Source organism: Citrobacter sp. MGH 55 (assembly GCF_016906145.1).
Lineage (GTDB): Bacteria > Pseudomonadota > Gammaproteobacteria > Enterobacterales > Enterobacteriaceae > Citrobacter_A > Citrobacter_A amalonaticus.
The window spans coordinates 1,081,852-1,104,157 of record NZ_CP070239.1; the positions used below are offsets into that span (position 1 = coordinate 1,081,852).

Genomic DNA, 22,306 nt, shown 5'->3' on the forward strand with positions numbered 1-22,306 from the left:
CAAAATAAACCCGCATAAACCGCCAGATATCCCGCTGTGTCAACCCAATGTTTAGTGACGAAAAATAGAGGCCAATCAGGTCTTTATCACGCCAGCGGCGAGGAACTTTCGTACGAATCTGTGCCCTGTGTAGATCAATAACCGAAATCTTTAAGTCTTCTTTATTGCCTGAAAAAGGCAGATGCAGCAGGAAGTGGCAGATATAGCAATCACGGTGATTGATTCCACCTGCGTGCATCTTGCGCACCATCGTGGCCACACGGTCAATAATCATCCACTTGACGTTGACGTCCGGTGGATTCGTTGCCCAATCCGCACAATAGTCTTCCAGACTGATGGTCGGCGTGAGATCTTCGGTAATAATGAACGACGTTTTGGTCAGAGGGTTGAGCCCTTTCTCACCGAAACCAACGCCATACATCGTATCCACGCCTAAATCCTGGAGGCGATGAATAGCGTTCCATTCTCTGTCAGCGCCCAAAACCGGCATCCGCAGCGAGAGAAGGTTTTTGACAATTTCCTTGAGAGAAGTACCCCGATGCCATTTAAGGAAATAGCTTTTCCCCGCCAGTTCAAATCGCAGCGTACGACGAGTTTCCAGCTCCCTGAAGACTTCACCCTGCAGCGTTTTGACTTCCTCAAACGCGTCTTTCCCGCGCCATAATGTGGCTAACGGTTCTTTCAATTCAACCATCCAGACCACCTGTAATAATGTCCGCCGCCTTTTCCGGCAGACTGTACAAATCTTGCGTATCCGCATAATGCCGCGCGTTTTCTGCCCACGCTGCACGCAATGACGGCTGGGTCAGCGCTTTACGCAAAATGTCGTTCAACGCGTCCTGCCGCCAGGGTTCTTCAATCACATCGCCACAGTTAGCCTGCGCAATATAATGCGCATAACCGCAAACGGCAGTGGTCAACACTGGCAAGCCAGCAGTAATTGCCTCCAGCAGAACAATACCTGCCGCTTCCTGATAGGCCGGGTGCAGTAACAAATCGGCGGCAGCCATCAACTCCGCGACATCATTGCGTCCGGAGAAAAAATGCACATTACTGCGCACGCCGCGTTTTTCTGCCAGCGCTTCAAATTTGCGTGGCTTATCCTGACCGACAATATACAAAAGTGTGTTATGCCGCAGCGCCGCCGGAAGTGACGCAAGTGCTTCAATCGAACGATCCACCCCTTTGCGGGTAAAATCAGAGCCAACCTGCAACAGTAAGTTTTGCTGCTCCGAAATACCGTTCTTCTGGCGAACGATTTCACGGGCATTCGGGATTTGCGCACTGTATTTTCTGTCCGGGTAAATCCCCGGAGGGAGAATATGAAAACGCTCCGCTTCGGTTTGATAATGCTTCTGGAAATCAGCAATCTGCGTATCCGTCAGCATTAATAACTGCGTCGGTTTACCCTGTTCAAACGTTGCCCGTTCAAACGCCGCGTAATGGCGATAACGAGAGGTCAGACGATAGAAAAAGCCTTTTTCTTGCTCAACTTTTTCGGCATAACAGACATCCGCGGCAAAATAGACATCCAGGCCTGGCATCTTGTTAAACCCTACGACCCTGTCAACGGGATGCTCACGCAAATGCGCCTGTACCCAGGCATAATATTCCGCATTACGCCCATGGTTGGTCCGTGATTTAACCGGTACACGAATGAGCTCAAAAGCATCCGGGCATTCTCCGTCCCACGATTGGGTATAAATACGGACCTGATGACCTCGAGCTGCTACGGTTTGCGCAATGCGCATAAAGTCACGTTGTAGTCCGCCGAACGGAAAATACTTATACAAACAAAAAGCCACGATCATACTGGCGCATCCATTTCGATAATTTGCGCGTTCTGCGGCAACAGTTTTTCCGTTGCCGCAATCACATCCTCAGCGGGAATAACGGACATATATTTTTTGTTACGGTCCAGTTCAGATCGTTTAGGCATCGGCTGATAGTCCCCTGCCCAGAACTGAATAATATTGTCAGTCCAGGGGCGCCAGAAGACATGGTCTGTCGCGCCAAACAGACATATCACCGGCGTTTTGACCGCCGCGGCGATATGCCCTGGGGCTGAATCAACGCCAATAAAAAGGGCGGCATGATCAATCAGCGCGCCTAATTCCGGGAATCGGGTTTTACCTGCCAGCCCGGTTACCGGTTTGGTTTCGCACCCCAGCGCAATCTCTTCCACACAGGCTAAATCGTCAGCAGAAGGGCCGGACGTCAGCACGACCTGATAACCACGACGTTCAAGAGCATCAATGACGCGGGAAAATTTGTCATTATCCCAGCATTTAAATAACTGCCTTGCCGTAGGTTGAATCACCACATACTGATGCGTCACGCCAAGCTGGCGCAACTGCCGACGCATATTCTCCCAGTGTTCAGGCCGATAGCTCATCGTCGTTTCAGTAACAATATGCTCCAGCCCCAGTGGTTTGAGTGCTGACAGCGTACGTTCGACAACGTGTTCGCCGGAATAGGGAACGAGATAGGTAAAACTCTGTTTCCAGAATGCAGACTGCCGGTTGGCGAAATCCTGGGATATTTTTACTCTTGCGTGTAAAAAACGGACAATCAGCGCCACGATCCATTGATCGGTCAGGTTGATGACCAGATCATATTGGTTGTTGCGTAAGGTCTTAATCAGCGAAAGCGTATTTTTAATTTTCTCTGCCGCCCCCGTTCCCTTATTACTGATGCCATAAAGGGTATTAATCTCGGGGTTTTCCAACAAAATAGGCATCGTATCCTGGTAAAGAAGCATATCGATTTTGGCGTCAGGATAGTTCTGCTTCAGCGTACTGATAACGGGAGTGGTTAATAGCATATCCCCGTGGAAACGCATCTTGATGACCAGAATTTTTCGAAAAGGCTTTTCCACACGCGACTCTTTTGTTGTGATTGTCCGATAAAGTTAAGCAGAAAACAGCACGCTACCGCCCCAGGCTCAACAGCTACCCGATCACTGATATTGCACTGACTTTTACGCGCTAGTGTATCACTTCTTTCGCTGCGATCCGACTCGAATAAATTAACCGCAAAGTGGGTATTTTTCTTTTTTAAATCAAATTGATATTAATCTGACCATTGTTTTTTTCGTCACCGATTGGCTCGGTTAACAACGGCAAGAGCAGTAAAAATCAATAAATGGCATAAAAATTCAAAAAAGATGAGCCGGGCTGGCGGAATAAGTCGGACTAAAAGCTATTTAAGTCAAAAACAGGAAAAGTAATGGTAAAGCCCTGGCTAAATACATAGAATCCCCAGCACATCCATAAGTCAGCTATTTACTATGCTCGAATTGCTTTACACCGCCCTTCTCTACCTTGTTCAGCCTTTGATCTGGATACGGCTTTGGGTGCGCGGACGTAAGGCCCCGGCCTACCGTAAACGCTGGGGTGAACGCTACGGTTTTTACCGTCGCCCCCTGAAACCGGGCGGGATTATGCTCCATTCCGTCTCTGTCGGCGAAACACTGGCAGCCATTCCTTTGGTTCGCGCCCTGCGACATCGCTACCCCGATCTACCGATCACGGTCACCACAATGACGCCAACCGGCTCCGAGCGTGTCCAGTCAGCCTTCGGTAGCGATGTTCAGCACGTCTACCTGCCTTACGATTTACCCGATGCGCTGGGTCGCTTCCTGAACAAGGTTGATCCTAAGCTGGTGCTGATTATGGAAACGGAGCTATGGCCGAACCTGATTGCCGCGCTGCATAAACGCCATATTCCACTGGTCATCGCCAATGCGCGTCTTTCTGCCCGCTCCGCTGACGGTTACGCGAAGTTGGGGAAATTTATCCGCCGAATCCTCCGTCGTATTACGCTAATTGCAGCGCAAAATGAAGAGGATGGTCAGCGCTTTGTGACGCTGGGCGCGAAGAACAATCAGGTGACCGTCACCGGCAGTCTGAAGTTCGATATTTCCGTAACACCACAACTTGCCGCAAAAGCAGTTACGCTGCGTCGCCAGTGGGCGCCGCATCGCCCGGTGTGGATCGCAACCAGTACTCATGATGGTGAAGAGAGTATTATCATCGCCGCGCATCAGGCATTGTTACACCAGTTCCCCAACCTGCTGTTGATTCTGGTCCCGCGTCATCCGGAACGCTTCCCGGATGCGATTAACCTCGTGCGTGAAGCCGGGCTAAGCTATACCACACGTTCCTCCGGCGAAGTCCCCTCGGCCAGTACCCAGGTCGTTGTAGGTGACACGATGGGTGAACTGATGCTGCTTTACGGAATTGCGGATCTGGCATTTGTCGGAGGATCACTGGTTGAACGTGGCGGACATAACCCGCTGGAAGCCGCGGCACACGCAATTCCGGTGCTAATGGGACCCCATACCTTCAATTTCAAAGATATATGCGCCCGTCTGGAGCAGGCCAGCGGTTTGATTACGGTCACGGACGCCACAAGTCTTGCCAAAGAGGTTTCCTCTTTACTGACCGATGCCGATTATCGTAATTTCTATGGTCGTCACGCAGTTGAAGTTCTCTATCAAAACCAGGGGGCGTTACAGCGCCTGCTACAGCTGCTGGAACCTTATCTGCCACCGAAAACGCATTGAGGGCTGTTATGCAAAAACGGGCGATTTATCCAGGTACTTTTGATCCGTTGACGAACGGCCATATCGATATCATCACGCGTGCTACGCAGATGTTTGATCATGTCATTCTGGCGATTGCGGCAAGTCCCGGTAAAAAACCGATGTTCAGCCTTGAAGAACGTGTCGCGCTGGCTCAGCAGGCCACTGCCCATCTGTCTGGCGTTGAAGTGCTAGGTTTTAGCGATCTGATGGCCAACTTTGCGCGTGAGCAACAGGCCAACATCCTGATTCGCGGATTGCGCGCCGTCGCGGATTTTGAATACGAAATGCAGTTGGCCCACATGAATCGGCATTTGATGCCAGAGCTGGAAAGTGTCTTTCTGATGCCTTCTAAAGAGTGGTCCTTCATCTCATCGTCATTGGTGAAAGAAGTGGCCCGCCATCAGGGTGATGTCACCCACTTCCTGCCCGAGAATATTCATCAGGCGCTGTTGGCAAAGCTCAAATAGCGTCCCGCATCCGGGACGCCCCGTCTTACTTCTGGCACTGACGGCAATAGAACGTCGCACGCTGCGCGTGTTTCGATGCTACGATCGGCGTTCCGCACACTCTGCATGGCTCACCTTTACGGCCATAGACCTGCAACTCTTGAGCAAAATAGCCCGGTTTACCATCGCTTTGCAGAAAATCTTTCAGCGTCGTTCCACCCTGTTCTATTGAACGCAGCAGGACGGCCTTAATCACGCGCACCAGCAGTTCATATTCAGCCGGCGACAATGATGACGCCAGACGGTCAGGATGAATACCCGCAGCAAACAGGGATTCACTGGCGTAGATATTTCCGACACCCACGACCAGCTTATTATCCATCAACCAGGGTTTAATCGCCGTTTTCTTCTTCGCACATTTCTGTTGCAGGTATTCGCCGTTGAAAGCATCGCTTAGCGGTTCAGGACCGAGATGCGCCAGTACGTTGTGCCCTTCCAGTTCTTTCGTCCACAGCCAGGCGCCAAAGCGACGGGGATCGGTGTAGCGCAGGACTTTACCGTTACTCATCACTAAATCGACATGGTCATGTTTTTCTGCCGGCAGTTCTTCAGGAAGGATACGTAGACTGCCTGACATCCCCAGGTGAATGATGATCCAGCCATCGGGTAGCTCCAGCAGAAGGTATTTCGCACGGCGCTGAACGCTGAGCACCGGTTTGTCGCTCAGACGGTAGATCTCTTCTGATACCGGCCAACGCAGACGTCCATTACGCACATTGGCATGCAGAATGGTTGCCCCGACCAGATGCGGTTCAATACCGCGACGGCTGGTTTCGACTTCAGGTAATTCAGGCATAACGTCTCCGGCTGTGTATCAGGTCTCACTAATATGGGGATGGCCAGAAAACAAAAAACCCCGCCGAAGCGAGGTTTTTCATTACAGCAAAGCGAGACTTACTTAATTTTCGCTTCTTTGTAGAGAACGTGCTGACGGACAACTGGATCGAATTTTTTCAGTTCCAGTTTTTCCGGCTTAGTACGTTTGTTCTTCGTGGTGGTATAGAAGTGACCAGTACCAGCAGAAGAAACCAGCTTGATCTTCTCACGAATACCTTTAGCCATGATTTATTTCCTCTTAGTACTTAGTACTTTTCGCCACGGGCACGCAGTTCAGACAGAACTGTATCGATGCCTTTCTTATCAATTACACGCATACCTTTAGCAGATACACGCAGGGTGACAAAACGCTTTTCGCTCTCAACCCAGAAACGGTGAGAGTGCAGGTTAGGCAGGAAACGGCGTTTAGTCGCGTTCAGTGCGTGGGAACGGTTGTTACCGGTCACCGGACGCTTGCCAGTAACTTGGCAGACTCGGGACATGTCTATTCTCCAAAAATCAAATTAGCTCGAGCTTCGTATGGGGTATCGGCGCCTCGTCAGGCTTTACAGCCCGGTCATCGCGGTTCTACACCTCACCCTTCAAGCTGCCTTAACGCAACATGAATGATTGGGTGTCTAAGCGAACACTCGATTGCCAGGCCCAAATGCCAAACCCGAGATTCTCAAAGGTGGCGTAGTATACGCTGAGTCAGCGATGTGCTCAAGTCCCGAACAGACAAAGATCCCGATGGATCGCGCTAAGTGCGTCAAATCCAACCTCGTTCCGCAAACGAAACGTACTCTCCGCGTCCAATGACAAGGTGATCAAGCACACGGATATCCATGAACTGACAGCATTTTACGACACGCTCGGTGATAAGTTTATCCGCTTTGCTCGGCTCTGCACACCCCGACGGATGATTATGGGCAAGGATCACCGCAGATGCATTGATTTTTATCGCTTCACGAATAATTTCACGCGGATGGATCTCAACATGAGTGAGTGTGCCAGAGAAAAGGCGGCTATGTTTAATGACATGATGTTGGGAATCGAGAAAAACCACCATGAAAACTTCCCGCGCTTCCCCCGCTAATTGGCTCTGCAAAAAATCCCGTGTTAACACCGGGCTGAGTAACGGGTTCGTACCTTTTATTTGCACTTCATAAAAGCGCCTGGCCAGTTCCGCAATACCTTTAAGCTGCGCATACTTTGCTACGCCAATCCCTGTCACCGCGCTGAATTGAGAGTAGTCCGCCGTCAACAAGCTATAAAGAGAGCCAAAATGTTCCAGGATCTCTTTTGCCAGTGCAAAGACATCTTTCCCGGGCGTTCCGGTCCGTAAGAAGAGCGCCAGTAGTTCGTCATCCGTCAGCGTATCGACCCCAAGCGCCAACAGTTTTTCCCTCGGCAGCACATATTCAGCAGTTTCCATCCCCACACCTCCTCATGCCAGCACGCATGGTGGCACGGCCCGGAGGGGGAATCGACGTACAATTTTCACTCCTGCGTAGCGCCTCGCAAAGTGATTCATGGGTGAACGCACGACAGTTTACGGATTGTGATAAAATATCCGCCTTCTGGTGTAATCCAACAGGAATGATCATGATGAGCCTGGCTGGTAAAAAAATCGTTCTCGGCGTCAGCGGCGGCATTGCTGCCTACAAAGCCCCTGAACTGGTGCGTCGTCTGCGCGAACGCGGCGCTGATGTCCGAGTGGCAATGACCGAGGCGGCTAAAGCCTTTATTACTCCACTCAGCTTACAGGCGGTTTCCGGGTATCCCGTTTCTGACAGTCTGCTGGATCCCGCGGCAGAAGCCGCAATGGGCCATATTGAGTTGGGGAAATGGGCCGACCTGGTGATTCTCGCCCCGGCCACCGCAGACCTTATCGCGCGTGTCGCAGCCGGCATAGCAAACGATCTGGTGTCTACGATTTGTCTGGCTACTCCTGCGCCCGTTGCTGTTTTACCGGCAATGAACCAGCAGATGTACCGGGCTGCGGCAACGCAGCATAATCTGGACGTTCTGGCTTCTCGTGGGTTGCTCATCTGGGGACCAGACAGCGGCAGCCAGGCATGCGGTGATGTAGGGCCGGGCCGTATGCTGGATCCTTTAACGATTGTCGATATGGCCGCGGCACATTTCGCCCCTGTCAACGATCTGCAACATCTTAACATCATGATTACCGCGGGCCCGACGCGCGAACCGCTCGATCCGGTGCGCTACATTTCCAACCACAGCTCCGGCAAAATGGGGTTTGCCATTGCCGCCGCCGCAGCCCGTCGCGGGGCAAACGTTACGCTGGTCGCCGGCCCGGTATCATTACCCACACCGCCTTTTGTACAGCGTGTTGATGTGATGACCGCTCTGGAAATGGAAGCGGCGGTGCAATCCGCCGTCCAACAGCAACATATTTTTATCGGCTGCGCTGCCGTAGCAGACTATCGCGCCGCGATTGTCGCCCCGGAAAAAATTAAGAAACAGGCAACACAAGGTGATGAATTAACAATAAAAATGGTCAAGAACCCAGACATCATCGCCGGAGTTGCTGCACGTAAAGACCATCGACCCTATGTCGTTGGGTTTGCCGCGGAAACGAATAATGTGGAAGAATATGCCCGGCAAAAACGTATCCGTAAAAACCTTGATTTGATCTGTGCAAACGATGTTTCGCTTTCAACTCAAGGGTTTAATAGCGACAGCAACGCTTTACACCTTTTCTGGCAGGATGGAGATAAAGTCTTACCGCTTGAGCGCAAAGCACTCCTGGGCCAATTATTACTCGACGAGATCGTGACCCGTTATGATGAAAAAAATCGACGTTAAGATTCTGGACCCGCGTGTCGGCAAGCAATTCCCGCTGCCGACGTATGCCACCTCCGGCTCCGCCGGACTTGACCTGCGGGCTTGTCTCGATGACGCCGTAGAACTGGCGCCGGGCGCAACCACGCTGCTGCCAACCGGGCTGGCTATTCACATCGCCGATCCGTCTCTGGCTGCCGTCATCCTGCCGCGTTCGGGTCTGGGCCATAAGCATGGTATCGTGCTGGGCAACCTGGTGGGGTTGATTGATTCTGACTATCAGGGGCAGCTAATGGTATCCGTCTGGAACCGTGGTCAGGACAGTTTTACCATTGAGCCGGGCGAACGTATCGCACAGATGGTCTTTGTGCCAGTCGTGCAGGCCGAATTTAATCTGGTGGAAGAGTTTGATGCCACCCACCGTGGTGAAGGCGGTTTCGGCCATTCCGGTCGTAAGTAAGAAAGTTACGCATCCCGATAACGTCATAACATCACCGCAAGCCCTGGGTTTGCGGTCATAGTGTGGATGCTCGCCTGCAAGTGCTTATTTTCAGGGGTATTTTGTAACATGGCAGAAAAACAAACTGCGAAAAGGAATCGTCGCGAAGAAATACTTCAGTCTCTGGCGCTGATGCTGGAATCCAGTGATGGAAGCCAGCGCATCACAACAGCGAAACTGGCGGCTTCTGTCGGCGTTTCCGAAGCGGCATTGTATCGCCACTTTCCCAGCAAGACCCGCATGTTCGATAGCCTGATTGAGTTTATCGAAGACAGCCTGATCACCCGTATCAATTTGATTTTGAAAGATGAAAAAGATACTCACGCGCGTGTGCGCCTGATTGTGTTATTGATTCTGGGTTTCGGCGAACGCAATCCTGGCCTGACGCGCATCCTGACCGGACATGCGTTGATGTTTGAACAAGATCGTCTGCAAGGACGTATCAACCAACTGTTCGAACGCATTGAAGCACAACTGCGCCAGGTATTGCGGGAAAAGCGGATGCGTGAAGGTGAAGGGTACGTGACGGATGAAACGTTACTGGCAAGTCAACTGCTCGCCTTCTGCGAAGGTATGCTGTCGCGCTTTGTGCGTAGCGAATTCAAATACCGTCCTACGGATGATTTTGATGCCCGCTGGCCACTGCTCGCCGCGCAACTGCAGTAATGTTTGCCGGATAGCGCACGCGTTATCCGGCCACTCACGTTAAACGCCGAACGCTTCCCGATACGCCCGCACCGCTGCCAGATGCTCTGCCATTTCCGGCTTCTCTTCCAGATAGGCAATCAGGTCTTTCAGGGTGATGATGGAAATCACCTTACAGCCATAATCGCGCTCGACTTCCTGAATGGCAGAAATCTCGCCACGTCCGCGTTCCTGACGATCCAAAGAGATCAGCACACCAGCCAGCGTTGCACCATTGGCCTGGATGATTTCCATCGATTCCCGGATGGCCGTACCAGCGGTGATCACATCATCTACCAGCATCACGCGGCCTTGTAATGCGCTGCCAACCAGATTGCCACCTTCTCCGTGATCTTTGGCTTCTTTGCGGTTAAAGCAGTACGGCAGGTCTTTGTCATGATGTTCCGCCAGCGCGACCGCCGTGGTCGTCGCAATGGGAATGCCTTTGTAAGCCGGGCCAAAAAGCAGATCAAATTCAATGCCAGAATCCACTAATGCTTCAGCGTAAAAACGGCCTAACAGTGCCAGATCGCGCCCGGTATTAAACAGGCCGGCGTTGAAGAAATAGGGGCTCTTGCGCCCGGATTTCAGCGTGAACTCGCCAAACTTGAGTACCTGTTTGTTAAGCGCAAACTCAATAAACTGGCGTTGATAGGGTTTCATGGATTCGCTCCTCATTTCACTTTCATCATTGACAAAATCTACGGACAAAAAAAAGGCGACTCATTGGTCGCCTTAAAATCAATTCTCTAGCGCCGCCTTCTGCGTCGCAACAATGGATTCGATTCCCCCTCGGGCCAGTGCCAGCAAGGTGAGAAGTTCTTCATGGCTGAACGGCTCACCTTCTGCCGTCCCCTGCACCTCAATGATTCGTCCATCTTCGGTCATCACCACGTTCATGTCGGTTTCCGCCGCTGAGTCTTCAACGTACTCCAGATCGCAGAGCGCTTCGCCGTTAACGATCCCCACGGATACCGCAGCAACCATCCCTTTCATCGGATTAGTTTTCAGCTTACCGCTGGCCACCAGTTTGTTCAGCGCATCTGCCAGCGCCACACAGGCACCGGTAATGGAAGCGGTACGCGTGCCGCCATCGGCCTGGATCACATCGCAGTCCAGGGTGATAGTAAATTCACCCAACGTTTTGAGATCGACTGCAGCGCGCAGCGCACGGGCGATCAGACGCTGAATTTCCATAGTACGGCCGCCCTGCTTGCCTTTTGCGGCTTCGCGCGCGTTACGGGTATGTGTTGCACGCGGCAACATGCCATATTCAGCGGTGATCCAACCCTGGCCCTGACCTTTCAGAAAACGCGGTACGCCTTCTTCAATTGAGGCCGTGCACAGCACTTTGGTATCTCCAAATTCGACCAGCACCGAGCCTTCAGCGTGTTTTGTATAGTTACGGGTCAGGGTTACGGGACGCACCTGGTTAGCGCTACGGCCTGCTGGACGCATATTGAGATCTCCGGCTTAAACGAATGTGGCTGCGCATTATACGGACTTCCGGCGGTTATTCCTATCCTGACAAGGCCGGGATGGCTATAATCCTCCCATCTCTCCTTTAAAAACAGGAACGTCTATGATCCGCAGTATGACCGCCTACGCCCGGCGTGAAATCAAGGGTGAATGGGGTAGCGCCACCTGGGAAATGCGCTCGGTAAACCAGCGTTATCTGGAAACTTACTTTCGTCTGCCGGAACAGTTCCGTAGCCTTGAGCCTGTTGTTCGTGAACGCATTCGTACGCGCCTGACGCGCGGTAAAGTCGAATGCATGCTGCGCTTTGAACCCGATGCCAGCGCGCAGGGCGAGCTCATCCTGAATGAAAAGCTCGCAAAACAACTCGTGAATGCGGCTAACTGGGTCAAAATGCAGAGTGATGAAGGGGAAATCAATCCGGTCGATATCCTGCGCTGGCCCGGTGTTATGGCAGCACAGGAGCAGGATCTGGACGCCATTGCTGCTGAAATCCTGACCGCACTCGACGGCACGCTCGACGATTTCATCGTTGCCCGCGAAACGGAAGGCCAGGCACTGAAAACGCTGATCGAACAACGTCTGGAAGGTGTCAGCGCTGAAGTTGTTAAGGTCCGCGCCCATATGCCAGAAATTCTGCAATGGCAGCGCGAGCGTCTGGTCGCTAAGCTTGAAGACGCTCAGGTCCAACTGGAAAACAACCGTCTGGAACAAGAACTGGTCCTGATGGCACAGCGCATTGATGTGGCAGAAGAACTGGATCGCCTGGACGCCCACGTTAAAGAAACCTACAACATCCTGAAGAAAAAAGAGGCAGTAGGCCGCCGTCTGGACTTCATGATGCAAGAATTCAATCGCGAATCGAATACGCTGGCGTCAAAATCCATTAATGCGGAAGTGACCAATTCCGCCATCGAACTGAAAGTTTTAATCGAGCAAATGCGCGAGCAAATCCAGAACATCGAGTAAGGTGTCTTTCCGCGTAGCCCGTCAGCCAATGGCGGTGCTACGTTTTTCACGACTCACGCTAAATTGTGGACATCTTCAGTTTAGTTTTTCTCATCCATTTTACCGACAAAAAAATTCTCATATCACGCACTACTTCAGAAGAACATCAACTTCACATTAGCTGAAATTATTAAAAATCACTCGCCTTAGAAAATCTCAATCGTGAAGACGAGCACAAATCGTTACTCTTTGTCCCCAAAATACTGGGGGGAGTCATGCTGTTACACGTTTTGTACCTGATAGGGATCACTGCCGAAGCCATGACCGGCGCGCTGGCGGCGGGTCGTCGTCGGATGGATACATTCGGCGTCATCATTATTGCCACCGCAACAGCCATCGGCGGTGGCTCTGTCCGCGATATTCTGCTCGGCCACTATCCTCTGGGCTGGGTTAAACATCCCGAATACGTGATTATTGTCGCCACAGCGGCAGTCCTGACGACTATTGTGGCTCCCGTCATGCCCTACCTGCGCAAGGTGTTCCTGGTACTGGATGCCTTAGGCCTGGTGGTTTTTTCCATTATTGGCGCTCAGGTGGCCCTGGATATGGGGCATGGACCGATCATTGCCGTCGTTGCAGCGGTCACCACCGGAGTCTTCGGTGGAGTGCTGCGCGATATGTTCTGTAAACGTATTCCGCTCGTTTTCCAGAAAGAGCTGTACGCCGGGGTTTCATTCGCCTCTGCCGTGCTGTATATCGTCCTGCAACACTATGTTTCCAGTCAGGATATCGTGGTTATCTCAACCCTGATGTTTGGCTTTGTCGCCCGACTCCTAGCGCTGCGCCTTAAACTGGGTTTGCCGGTGTTTTACTACCACCACGAAAGCCACTAAGGAATGAAGCTCTCAATCTGCTGAGCTGCCAACCAGTGGCTCAGCTGTTTGACCTCCGCGTTGTCCAGCCATGTTATCACCTGACGTGCGCGACGCGGGCCGACTGACGGAAGTTGTTGCCAGTACAATTCAGTTCGCCCTGACAACTGCCGCCATGAACGATCGCCACTGGCATTGAGCGCCACCAGTGGTAACGGGATGCCTAACGCTTGTATCCAGCGAATAAAAGGCTGTTTTCTAACCAAATTAAACTGATGCCATACCTGCTCACCTTTTGCTTTCGCAAATCCCGGCGTGTGCTGAATCTGCTCCTGAGTTAAAGCCAGCCATGAAAAGATATGTTCAAAGTGATGCTGCTGATGAAGCGCCCGCCAGCCCGCCTCACCCACACCGTCCAGCTTTAAAACAGCGCCAGAGCCCAACCAGACCAGGCGGGAAATAAACTGTTCCTGACATGATGCGGAAGCAAAAAAGCAAGTCAATGAATTGAAGCGATTATCAGGAGGTATCGGTTTAGCCCGGTCTGAACTCCGCCAGACGACATCGTCAATACGTGGGATCCCCTGTCCGGCAAGGCTCACCAGGATTTGATCGCCAGGGGCGATATCCCACTCTTTCCAGCGATTTACGGAACCGATATTCACCCGTTGTACCCGTTTATCATCCAGCATGACGGGGGCAAGTGTTGCTACAACGGCGATTTTTCCGCTTTTGCCGACCGTAAATTGAATCGCTGTGACCTCCGCCACCTGCGCAACGGGTGGGTATTTCCAGGCAACCAGCCAACTCCCTTGCCCTGGTAACCACTGGTGGGACGCAGGTTCCTTGTCCATTCGCACAACGACCCCATCGGTAACGAAGGGCAAAGCGGAAGTCCACCAGTGCGTACGCGCCCGCTCCACGGCCTCAACGTTGTCAACTGGCAGCGTGAATGCCTTCGCTAGTGTAAAACCCGCTGCACTCAACTGGTTGACTCTTTCGGACATTGTCTGCGGGCCATCAGGCCAGGCCCAGATAAAAATCCCCAGTGATGATAAGTCGCTTACGCTGGTCTTGCGCATCAGCAGACCCGCCACCTTCGAACGGGCATTCATCCCGCCCATTTTTTGCTGGATATGCCCTTCCCGTCGCAAAAAGATTTCACCCTGTAACACGCTGTTTGTCAGCGCCCCCGCCACGGTTTGCGGCACGGCTGGCATCAGCTGTACTTTTTGCGTCCAGTCTTCGCCCTTCAGACCATCGCCACGGCTGATCGCCTGCGTCAGTTTGCCATGTTGATATTTCAGCGTAACCGCCACACCATCAACCTTCGGCTGTACCCACAAATCGTTGTGCCCGCGCATCCATTGCTGCACAGCTCGCTTGTCAGGCAGCTTTTGTACCCCGGTATGGGCGACGGGATGAGGGACCGTACCACCAGGTGAAGGCAACGCCTGGCTGGGCGGAGAGTCGTCAGCAAAACAGTGCTGCCACTGAAGCAGTCGTGCATGCAATTGATCGTAGACGCCGTCTTCGACCACACTCACTCCCTCTTTCCAGTAGGCGTCATCCCACTGCGCAATTTGCTGTTGCAAACGAGAGATCTCTTCGTGAGCCCTCGCAGACGACCATACCGGACATACCGCCCAGGACTGCGCCTGCCATAACCACAACCCCATCAATATCGCTGTCCCCACTTTCATCGCCACTCTCCGCTGTACGTTTCCAGGCAGATATAGCGCGTTGTGTGGGCAGCGCCGAGCGACAAAAGTGTAGATTGCGTTCAGGCTTCCAGTGATTCCGCTCATTTGCAGAGAATGTTGCGTAAATCAGGAAACAGGCGCGCAAAAAGCAATAATCTGGCGTAAAAAGTGTGACAAAGACTACGTCGCGTAGCGGTGACGTGTATAATAAGCCCGTATGTAGGTTCATTTTCGATAATCACATACGTAAGATACTCATGGCTCAAGGCACGCTTTATATTGTTTCTGCCCCCAGTGGCGCGGGTAAGTCCAGCCTGATTCAGGCTTTGTTAAAAACCCAACCGTTGTATGACACCCAGGTTTCTGTTTCGCACACGACGCGCGCTCCGCGCCCGGGTGAAGTTCACGGCGAACATTATTTCTTTGTGGATCATGACGAATTCAGAACCATGATTGGCAACGACGCGTTTCTGGAACACGCAGAAGTTTTTGGTAATTACTATGGCACCTCGCGTGAAGCCATTGAGCAAGTGCTGGCTTCCGGGGTAGATGTCTTTCTGGATATCGACTGGCAGGGCGCGCAACAAATTCGTAAGAAGATGCCGCATGCGCGCAGTATCTTTATTTTGCCGCCGTCTAAACTGGAACTGGACCGCCGTTTGCGGGGTCGTGGACAGGATAGCGAAGAGGTGATTGCGAAACGTATGGCGCAAGCTGTTGCAGAAATGAGCCATTACGCCGAATATGATTATCTTATTGTGAATGATGACTTCGACACCGCCCTGGGCGATCTGAAAACCATTATTCGCGCCGAACGTCTGCGCATGAGCCGCCAAAAGCAGCGTCATGACGCTTTAATCAGCAAACTGTTGGCAGACTGAACCCACTTTCAGTATCATGCCCAGTCATTTCTTCACCTGTGGAGCATTTTAAGTATGGCACGCGTAACTGTTCAGGACGCTGTAGAGAAAATTGGTAACCGTTTTGACCTGGTACTGGTCGCCGCGCGTCGCGCTCGTCAGATGCAGGTAGGCGGAAAGGATCCGCTCGTACCGGAAGAAAACGATAAAACTACCGTAATCGCGCTGCGCGAAATCGAAGAAGGTCTGATCAACAACCAGATCCTCGACGTCCGTGAGCGCCAGGAACAGCAAGAGCAGGAAGCCGCTGAATTACAAGCCGTAACCGCAATTGCTGAAGGTCGTCGTTAATCACAAAGCGGGTCGCCCTTGTATCTGTTTGAAAGCCTGAATCAACTGATTCAACACTACCTGCCGGAAGACCAAATCAAACGTCTTCGGCAGGCGTATCTCGTTGCACGTGACGCTCACGAGGGCCAGACACGTTCAAGCGGTGAACCTTATATCACGCACCCTGTTGCCGTAGCCTGTATTCTGGCCGAGATGAAACTCGACTATGAAACACTGATGGCTGCGCTGCTGCATGACGTGATCGAAGATACTCCCGCCACCTACCAGGACATGGAGCAGCTGTTTGGTAAAAGCGTTGCTGAACTGGTAGAGGGGGTGTCGAAGCTTGATAAACTCAAGTTTCGCGATAAGAAAGAGGCGCAGGCCGAAAACTTTCGCAAGATGATTATGGCGATGGTGCAGGATATCCGCGTCATTCTCATCAAACTCGCCGACCGTACCCACAACATGCGCACGCTGGGCTCATTACGCCCGGACAAACGTCGCCGCATCGCCCGTGAAACCCTCGAGATCTATAGCCCGCTGGCGCACCGTTTAGGTATTCATCACATTAAAACCGAGCTTGAAGAGCTGGGTTTTGAGGCGCTGTACCCGAACCGCTATCGCGTGATTAAAGAGGTGGTTAAAGCCGCTCGCGGCAACCGCAAAGAGATGATCCAAAAAATCCTCTCTGAAATCGAAGGGCGACTGCAGGAAGCGGGAATTCCATGCCGTGTGAGTGGTCGTGAAAAGCACCTCTATTCCATCTATTGCAAGATGGTGCTTAAAGAGCAGCGTTTCCATTCGATCATGGATATCTATGCGTTCCGCGTAATCGTCCATGACGCCGACACCTGCTATCGCGTGCTCGGCCAGATGCACAGCCTCTATAAACCGCGTCCTGGACGGGTAAAAGACTACATCGCCATTCCAAAAGCGAACGGCTATCAGTCTTTGCACACGTCGATGATCGGTCCACACGGCGTTCCGGTTGAAGTCCAAATCCGTACAGAGGATATGGACCAGATGGCCGAAATGGGGGTCGCGGCGCACTGGGCTTATAAAGAGCACGGCGAAACCAGTACTACCGCGCAGATTCGTGCCCAGCGCTGGATGCAAAGCCTGCTGGAACTGCAACAAAGCGCAGGTAGCTCGTTTGAATTTATCGAGAGCGTGAAATCCGATCTGTTCCCGGATGAGATTTACGTTTTCACACCGGAAGGGCGCATTGTCGAACTGCCTGCCGGTGCCACTCCTGTCGACTTTGCTTATGCGGTGCATACCGATATCGGTCATGCCTGCGTCGGCGCACGCGTCGACAGACAGCCCTATCCGCTGTCACAGCCGCTGACCAGCGGTCAGACGGTCGAAATCATTACCGCGCCGGGGGCTCGTCCGAACGCGGCATGGCTTAACTTCGTCGTCAGTTCAAAAGCCCGCGCCAAGATCCGCCAGTTGCTGAAGAACCTCAAGCGCGATGATTCTGTCAGTCTGGGACGTCGCCTGCTCAACCATGCGTTAGGTGGCAGTCGTAAGCTGGCCGAAATCCCGCAAGAGAGTATCCAGCGTGAACTTGAGCGGATGAAGCTTGCGACGCTTGACGATCTGCTGGCAGAAATCGGCCTCGGCAATGCCATGAGCGTGGTGGTAGCGAAAAACCTGCAGCAGGGCGATGCCTCCGCAATCCAACCTGCTATGCCCGGCCACGGTCATTTGCCTATTAAAGGCGCAGATGGCGTGCTGATTACCTTTGCCAAGTGCTGTCGTCCGATTCCGGGCGATCCGATCATTGCCCACGTCAGTCCGGGTAAAGGCCTGGTCATTCACCATGAATCCTGCCGTAACATCCGTGGTTACCAGAAAGAGCCAGAGAAGTTTATGGCGGTGGAATGGGACAAAGAGACGGAGCAGGAATTCATCACCGAAATCAAAGTGGATATGTTTAACCACCAGGGTGCGCTGGCAAATCTGACGGCGGCGATCAACACCACCACCTCTAATATTCAGAGCCTGAATACTGAAGAGAAGGATGGTCGCGTCTACAGCGCCTTTATTCGCCTTACTGCGCGCGACCGTGTGCACCTGGCGAATATCATGCGCAAAATTCGCGTGATGCCTGACGTGATAAAAGTCACCCGTAACCGAAACTAGTTTTATGAACCTACAGCGCTATGCTCGTATTTGTGAGATGCTCGCCAGGCGCCAGCCGGACCTGACCGTTTGCATGGAGCAGGTCCACAAACCTCATAACGTTTCTGCGATTATTCGTACCGCAGATGCCGTCGGCGTCCACGAAGTCCACGCCGTCTGGCCAGGCAGTCGTATGCGCACCATGGCCTCAGCAGCAGCCGGCAGCAACAGTTGGGTGCAGGTGAAAACCCACCGCACAATTGGCGATGCCGTCACGCATTTAAAAGGCCGGGGCATGCAGGTTCTGGCAACTCATCTCTCTGATAATGCCGTCGATTTCCGCGAAATCGATTACACACGTCCGACCTGTATCCTGATGGGGCAGGAGAAAACGGGTATTACCCAGGAAGCGCTGGACCTGGCGGATCAGGATATCATCATCCCGATGATCGGCATGGTTCAATCGCTTAACGTTTCCGTTGCCTCAGCGCTGATTCTGTATGAAGCGCAGCGCCAACGGCAGAATGCCGGGATGTATCTGCGCGAAAACAGCATGTTGCCGGAAGGCGAACAGCAGCGCCTGTTGTTTGAAGGCGGCTATCCGGTACTGGCGAAAGTCGCCAAACGCAAAGGGCTGCCCTATCCGCATATCAATCAGCAAGGTGCGATTGAAGCCGATGATACCTGGTGGTCCACCATGCAGGCGGCGAAGTAAATCATGAGTGGGCGCCTGTTAGATGCTGTCCCGCTCAGTTCACTAACGGGCGTTGGCGCAGCGCAGAGCAGCAAACTGGCAAAAATTGGTCTGCACACCGTGCAGGATCTGCTGTTACATCTCCCTCTGCGTTATGAAGACCGCACCCAACTCTATCCCATTGGCGAACTGCTGCCCGGCGTATACGCCACTGTCGAAGGGGAAGTGCTGAACTGTAACATCACTTTCGGGGGTCGCCGGATGATGACCTGTCAGATCAGCGACGGTACCGGCATCCTGACAATGCGCTTTTTCAACTTCAGCGCGGCGATGAAAAACAGCCTCGCCACCGGACGACGCGTACTGGCTTATGGCGAAGCGAAGCGCGGGAAGTACGGCGCAGAGATGATCCACCCGGAATACCGTGTCCAGGGCGATCTCAGTACACCAGCATTGCAGGAAACCCTCACCCCGGTTTATCCCACTACCGAAGGGGTGAAACAGGCAACACTGCGCAAGCTCACCGATCAGGCGCTGGATCTGCTGGATACCTGCGCCATTGCCGAACTCTTACCGCCGGAATTGTTGCAGGGCATGCTCAGTCTGCCTGAAGCGCTTCGCACACTGCATCGCCCACCGCCGACGCTCCAGTTAAGCGATCTCGAAACCGGACAGCACCCGGCGCAACGTCGTCTGATTCTGGAAGAGTTGCTGGCGCATAACCTGAGTATGCTGGCGCTTCGTGCAGGCGCGCAGCGTTTTCATGCCCAACCGCTGAGCGCCAACGACACGCTGAAAAATCAACTGTTAGCCTCGCTGCCCTTTAAGCCGACTGGCGCGCAAGCCCGAGTGGTAGCGGAAATCGAGCACGATATGGCGCTCGATATCCCCATGATGCGTCTGGTGCAGGGTGATGTCGGCTCCGGTAAAACGCTGGTAGCCGCACTCGCCGCTCTGCGAGCGATTGCGCATGGAAAACAGGTCGCGCTGATGGCCCCGACCGAGCTACTGGCGGAGCAGCATGCCAACAACTTCCGTAACTGGTTTGCTCCACTGGGTGTCGAAGTCGGCTGGCTGGTGGGCAAGCAGAAAGGCAAAGCGCGTCTGGCGCAACAAGATGCGATTGCCAGCGGACAGGTACAAATGGTGGTAGGAACGCACGCGATCTTCCAGGAACAGGTGCAGTTCAACGGTCTTGCGCTGGTCATCATCGACGAGCAGCACCGTTTTGGCGTGCATCAGCGCCTCGCACTGTGGGAAAAAGGCCAGCAACAGGGTTTCCATCCGCATCAGTTGATCATGACCGCTACGCCTATTCCTCGGACGCTGGCGATGACCGCCTACGCAGATCTCGATACCTCCGTCATTGACGAACTGCCCCCCGGACGCACTCCCGTCACAACGGTTGCCATTCCGGATACGCGTCGCAGCGATATTATTGACCGCGTGCGCAACGCCTGTACGCAGGAAGGTCGCCAGGCCTACTGGGTCTGTACGCTGATTGAAGAATCTGATTTGTTAGAAGCGCAGGCCGCTGAAGCCACATGGGAAGAGTTAAAACTCGCGTTACCAGAACTGAATGTCGGCCTGGTCCACGGGCGCATGAAGCCTGCCGAAAAACAGGCGGTGATGGCGGCGTTTAAACAGGGCGAACTGCACCTGCTTGTCGCCACCACGGTGATTGAAGTCGGTGTGGATGTCCCCAATGCCAGTCTGATGATCATCGAAAACCCGGAACGTCTCGGTTTAGCACAGTTACACCAGCTACGTGGACGCGTCGGCCGTGGCGCGGTGGCCTCACACTGCGTACTACTCTACAAGTCGCCGTTATCGAAAACGGCCCAGAAACGCCTGCAGGTGTTACGCGACAGCAGCGATGGCTTTGTGATTGCGCAAAAAGATCTCGAAATTCGCGGGCCCGGTGAATTACTGGGTACACGGCAGACGGGGAATGCCGAATTCAAAGTGGCGGATTTACTGCGAGATCAGGCCATTATTCCGGAAGTTCAGCGTATTGCTCGTCATATTCATGAACGTTACCCACAAGAGGCAAAAGCGTTAATCGAACGCTGGATGCCTGAAACAGAACGCTATTCTAACGCCTGATCCTGATGGCGATGCAAAAGCGCGGTGGTTCATCACCACCGCACCTTCTCGTTATTGCGCAAAAATAGGCAACAGTAAATACAATTTAATCACCAGCGCGTTGACGATATCAATGAAAAACGCGCCGACCATCGGCACCACCAGAAACGCCATATGGGATGGACCAAAACGTTCGGTAATCGCCTGCATATTGGCAATCGCGGTTGGCGTCGCCCCCAGACCAAAGCCGCAGTGTCCCGCCGCCAGCACAGCTGCATCGTAGTTTTTGCCCATCATTCGCCAGGTGACAAATATCGCGTACAGAGCCATAAAGATGGACTGCACCACCAGGATTGCCAGCATCGGCAGCGCCAGTGAAGCCAGTTCCCACAGCTTCAGGCTCATCAGCGCCATGGCCAGAAACAGCGACAGGCTGACGTTCCCGAGAACAGAGACTGCACGCTCAAAAACGCGATAAAAACCTACCAGCGCCAGGCCGTTACTGACAATCACGCCGACAAACAACACGCAGACAAACGTGGGCAGCTCAAACACTGTCCCCGCCAGCAATTGCGCAACGATCTTACCCACGGTGAGACAGATGGCGATAAGCGCAATGGTTTCAATCAGTACCAGCGAGGTGATCATGCGCCCGACGTCCGGCTTTTCAAAGGCGGTCGGCACTTCCAGATCGTCCGGAATACCGTCCGGCGTGGTGGAGTGTTTGACCAGATAACGTGCCACAGGCCCGCCGATCAGCCCACCAAGAACCAGACCAAAAGTGGCGCACGCCATCGCCACTTCCGTCGCGTTAGCAAAGCCGTAGCGTTCGATAAACAACTTGCTCCAGGCGGCACCAGTACCGTGGCCACCAGACAGCGTGATCGAACCTGCAATCAACCCCATCAGTGGATCAAGTCCCAGCAGGCTGGCCATCCCAATGCCGATGGCATTTTGCATCAGCAGCAACCCCACGACGACGATCAGGAAAATTCCCACCACGCGACCGCCCGCCCGTAAGCTGGCGATGTTGGCGTTTAAACCGATGGTGGCGAAAAACGCCAGCATCAGCGGATCGCGCAACGTCATATCGAAATTCACTTCCCAGCCCATGCTCTTTTTCAGTACTAACAGGGCCAATGCGACCAGCAACCCACCAGCAACGGGTTCAGGAATCGTATATTTCTTGAGGAAGGAGACTGACTGAACCAGTTTACGCCCCAGTAGCAACGTCAGCGTTGCGGCAACAAGGGTTGATAAGGTATCGAGTTGAAACATACAAAGCTCCTTGAGTACGTCTGAATCAGTT

General features: G+C 53.1%; 23 protein-coding genes. 12 read left to right on the forward strand and 11 right to left on the reverse strand.

Annotated features, from left to right (window positions below; all coding sequences use genetic code 11):
- The 3 genes from rfaP to rfaQ form a co-directional block, all read right to left on the reverse strand.
- A partial coding sequence (rfaP, locus tag JTI98_RS04390; RefSeq protein WP_216081966.1) for a lipopolysaccharide core heptose(I) kinase RfaP occupies positions 1–694 on the reverse strand: 694 nt, incomplete at its 3' end.
- Positions 687–1,811: a glycosyltransferase family 4 protein gene (locus JTI98_RS04395; protein ID WP_044328046.1), complete on the reverse strand. Its 1,125-nt coding sequence runs from the start codon at positions 1,809–1,811 to the stop codon at positions 687–689. The genes rfaP and JTI98_RS04395, both read right to left, overlap by 8 nt.
- Positions 1,808–2,878: a lipopolysaccharide core heptosyltransferase RfaQ gene (rfaQ, locus tag JTI98_RS04400; RefSeq protein ID WP_216081967.1), complete on the reverse strand. Its 1,071-nt coding sequence runs from the start codon at positions 2,876–2,878 to the stop codon at positions 1,808–1,810. The genes JTI98_RS04395 and rfaQ overlap by 4 nt, the downstream gene beginning before the upstream one ends.
- Before the next feature lie 411 nt (positions 2,879–3,289).
- On the opposite strand from rfaQ, the gene waaA reads away from it, so the two are divergent.
- Together waaA and coaD are read left to right on the forward strand one after the other, a co-directional pair.
- Positions 3,290–4,567 (forward strand): lipid IV(A) 3-deoxy-D-manno-octulosonic acid transferase, encoded by a 1,278-nt coding sequence (waaA, locus tag JTI98_RS04405; protein ID WP_058587390.1) that lies wholly within the window; start codon positions 3,290–3,292, stop codon positions 4,565–4,567.
- Between the two features lie 8 nt (positions 4,568–4,575).
- A complete protein-coding gene (coaD, locus tag JTI98_RS04410; protein WP_042998629.1) occupies positions 4,576–5,055 on the forward strand; it encodes a pantetheine-phosphate adenylyltransferase in 480 nt (159 codons plus the stop codon).
- Positions 5,056–5,080: 25 nt separating this feature from the next.
- Here coaD and mutM read toward each other — a convergent pair whose 3' ends face one another.
- From mutM to radC, 4 genes are all read right to left on the reverse strand, one after another.
- Positions 5,081–5,890, reverse strand: coding sequence for a bifunctional DNA-formamidopyrimidine glycosylase/DNA-(apurinic or apyrimidinic site) lyase (gene mutM, locus JTI98_RS04415; RefSeq protein ID WP_044263544.1), 810 nt, complete (start codon positions 5,888–5,890; stop codon positions 5,081–5,083).
- 98 nt (positions 5,891–5,988) lie between these two features.
- Entirely contained in the window at positions 5,989–6,156 is a 168-nt protein-coding gene (gene rpmG / locus JTI98_RS04420; RefSeq protein WP_003024094.1) for a 50S ribosomal protein L33, read from the reverse strand.
- Between the two features lie 20 nt (positions 6,157–6,176).
- The gene (gene rpmB / locus JTI98_RS04425; protein ID WP_002436699.1) at positions 6,177–6,413 is read right to left on the reverse strand and encodes a 50S ribosomal protein L28; all 237 of its coding nucleotides are present in this window, start codon (positions 6,411–6,413) and stop codon (positions 6,177–6,179) included.
- A gap of 266 nt (positions 6,414–6,679) precedes the next feature.
- Entirely contained in the window at positions 6,680–7,345 is a 666-nt protein-coding gene (radC, locus tag JTI98_RS04430) for a DNA repair protein RadC (RefSeq protein ID WP_042998631.1), read from the reverse strand.
- Positions 7,346–7,518: 173 nt separating this feature from the next.
- Here radC and coaBC point away from each other — a divergent pair, with 173 nt between their 5' ends.
- The 3 genes from coaBC (at position 7,519) to slmA (ending at position 9,880) form a co-directional block, all read left to right on the forward strand.
- Positions 7,519–8,739 (forward strand): bifunctional phosphopantothenoylcysteine decarboxylase/phosphopantothenate--cysteine ligase CoaBC, encoded by a 1,221-nt coding sequence (gene coaBC, locus JTI98_RS04435; protein WP_086513027.1) that lies wholly within the window; start codon positions 7,519–7,521, stop codon positions 8,737–8,739.
- Complete coding sequence (dut, locus tag JTI98_RS04440) at positions 8,717–9,175, forward strand: dUTP diphosphatase (protein WP_042998633.1); 459 nt, start codon at positions 8,717–8,719, stop codon at positions 9,173–9,175. The genes coaBC and dut overlap by 23 nt, the downstream gene beginning before the upstream one ends.
- Before the next feature lie 108 nt (positions 9,176–9,283).
- Positions 9,284–9,880 (forward strand): nucleoid occlusion factor SlmA, encoded by a 597-nt coding sequence (gene slmA / locus JTI98_RS04445; protein WP_042998634.1) that lies wholly within the window; start codon positions 9,284–9,286, stop codon positions 9,878–9,880.
- 39 nt (positions 9,881–9,919) lie between these two features.
- Here slmA and pyrE read toward each other — a convergent pair whose 3' ends face one another.
- Together pyrE and rph are read right to left on the reverse strand one after the other, a co-directional pair.
- Positions 9,920–10,561 carry an orotate phosphoribosyltransferase gene (gene pyrE / locus JTI98_RS04450; RefSeq protein ID WP_042998635.1) on the reverse strand — a complete coding sequence of 214 codons (642 nt, stop codon included), beginning with the start codon at positions 10,559–10,561 and terminating at the stop codon, positions 9,920–9,922.
- 78 nt (positions 10,562–10,639) lie between these two features.
- Positions 10,640–11,356, reverse strand: coding sequence for a ribonuclease PH (gene rph, locus JTI98_RS04455; protein WP_042998636.1), 717 nt, complete (start codon positions 11,354–11,356; stop codon positions 10,640–10,642).
- A gap of 124 nt (positions 11,357–11,480) precedes the next feature.
- Here rph and JTI98_RS04460 point away from each other — a divergent pair, with 124 nt between their 5' ends.
- Positions 11,481–12,344, forward strand: a complete 864-nt coding sequence (locus tag JTI98_RS04460; RefSeq protein WP_042998637.1) for a YicC/YloC family endoribonuclease — start codon at positions 11,481–11,483, stop codon at positions 12,342–12,344.
- 254 nt (positions 12,345–12,598) lie between these two features.
- Positions 12,599–13,216 (forward strand): trimeric intracellular cation channel family protein, encoded by a 618-nt coding sequence (locus tag JTI98_RS04465; protein WP_042998638.1) that lies wholly within the window; start codon positions 12,599–12,601, stop codon positions 13,214–13,216.
- Here the strand turns inward: JTI98_RS04465 and ligB are convergent.
- A complete protein-coding gene (gene ligB / locus JTI98_RS04470) occupies positions 13,213–14,898 on the reverse strand; it encodes an NAD-dependent DNA ligase LigB (protein WP_216081968.1) in 1,686 nt (561 codons plus the stop codon). The genes JTI98_RS04465 and ligB overlap by 4 nt on opposite strands.
- Positions 14,899–15,155: 257 nt before the next feature.
- Between ligB and gmk the strand changes: the two genes are divergently transcribed.
- The 5 genes from gmk to recG are packed head-to-tail and all read left to right on the forward strand — an operon-like array spanning position 15,156 to position 21,018.
- Entirely contained in the window at positions 15,156–15,779 is a 624-nt protein-coding gene (gene gmk, locus JTI98_RS04475) for a guanylate kinase (protein WP_042998640.1), read from the forward strand.
- A gap of 54 nt (positions 15,780–15,833) precedes the next feature.
- Positions 15,834–16,109, forward strand: coding sequence for a DNA-directed RNA polymerase subunit omega (rpoZ, locus tag JTI98_RS04480; RefSeq protein ID WP_000135058.1), 276 nt, complete (start codon positions 15,834–15,836; stop codon positions 16,107–16,109).
- Positions 16,110–16,127: 18 nt separating this feature from the next.
- Positions 16,128–18,239 carry a bifunctional GTP diphosphokinase/guanosine-3',5'-bis pyrophosphate 3'-pyrophosphohydrolase gene (gene spoT, locus JTI98_RS04485; RefSeq protein WP_042998641.1) on the forward strand — a complete coding sequence of 704 codons (2,112 nt, stop codon included), beginning with the start codon at positions 16,128–16,130 and terminating at the stop codon, positions 18,237–18,239.
- A 4-nt stretch (positions 18,240–18,243) separates the two neighbouring features.
- Positions 18,244–18,933, forward strand: a complete 690-nt coding sequence (gene trmH, locus JTI98_RS04490) for a tRNA (guanosine(18)-2'-O)-methyltransferase TrmH (RefSeq protein ID WP_058587384.1) — start codon at positions 18,244–18,246, stop codon at positions 18,931–18,933.
- 3 nt (positions 18,934–18,936) lie between these two features.
- Positions 18,937–21,018, forward strand: coding sequence for an ATP-dependent DNA helicase RecG (gene recG, locus JTI98_RS04495; RefSeq protein WP_216081969.1), 2,082 nt, complete (start codon positions 18,937–18,939; stop codon positions 21,016–21,018).
- Between the two features lie 51 nt (positions 21,019–21,069).
- On the opposite strand, the gene gltS is transcribed toward recG, so the two are convergent.
- Positions 21,070–22,275, reverse strand: a complete 1,206-nt coding sequence (gene gltS / locus JTI98_RS04500) for a sodium/glutamate symporter (protein WP_042998644.1) — start codon at positions 22,273–22,275, stop codon at positions 21,070–21,072.
- Positions 22,276–22,306: the final 31 nt, after the last annotated feature.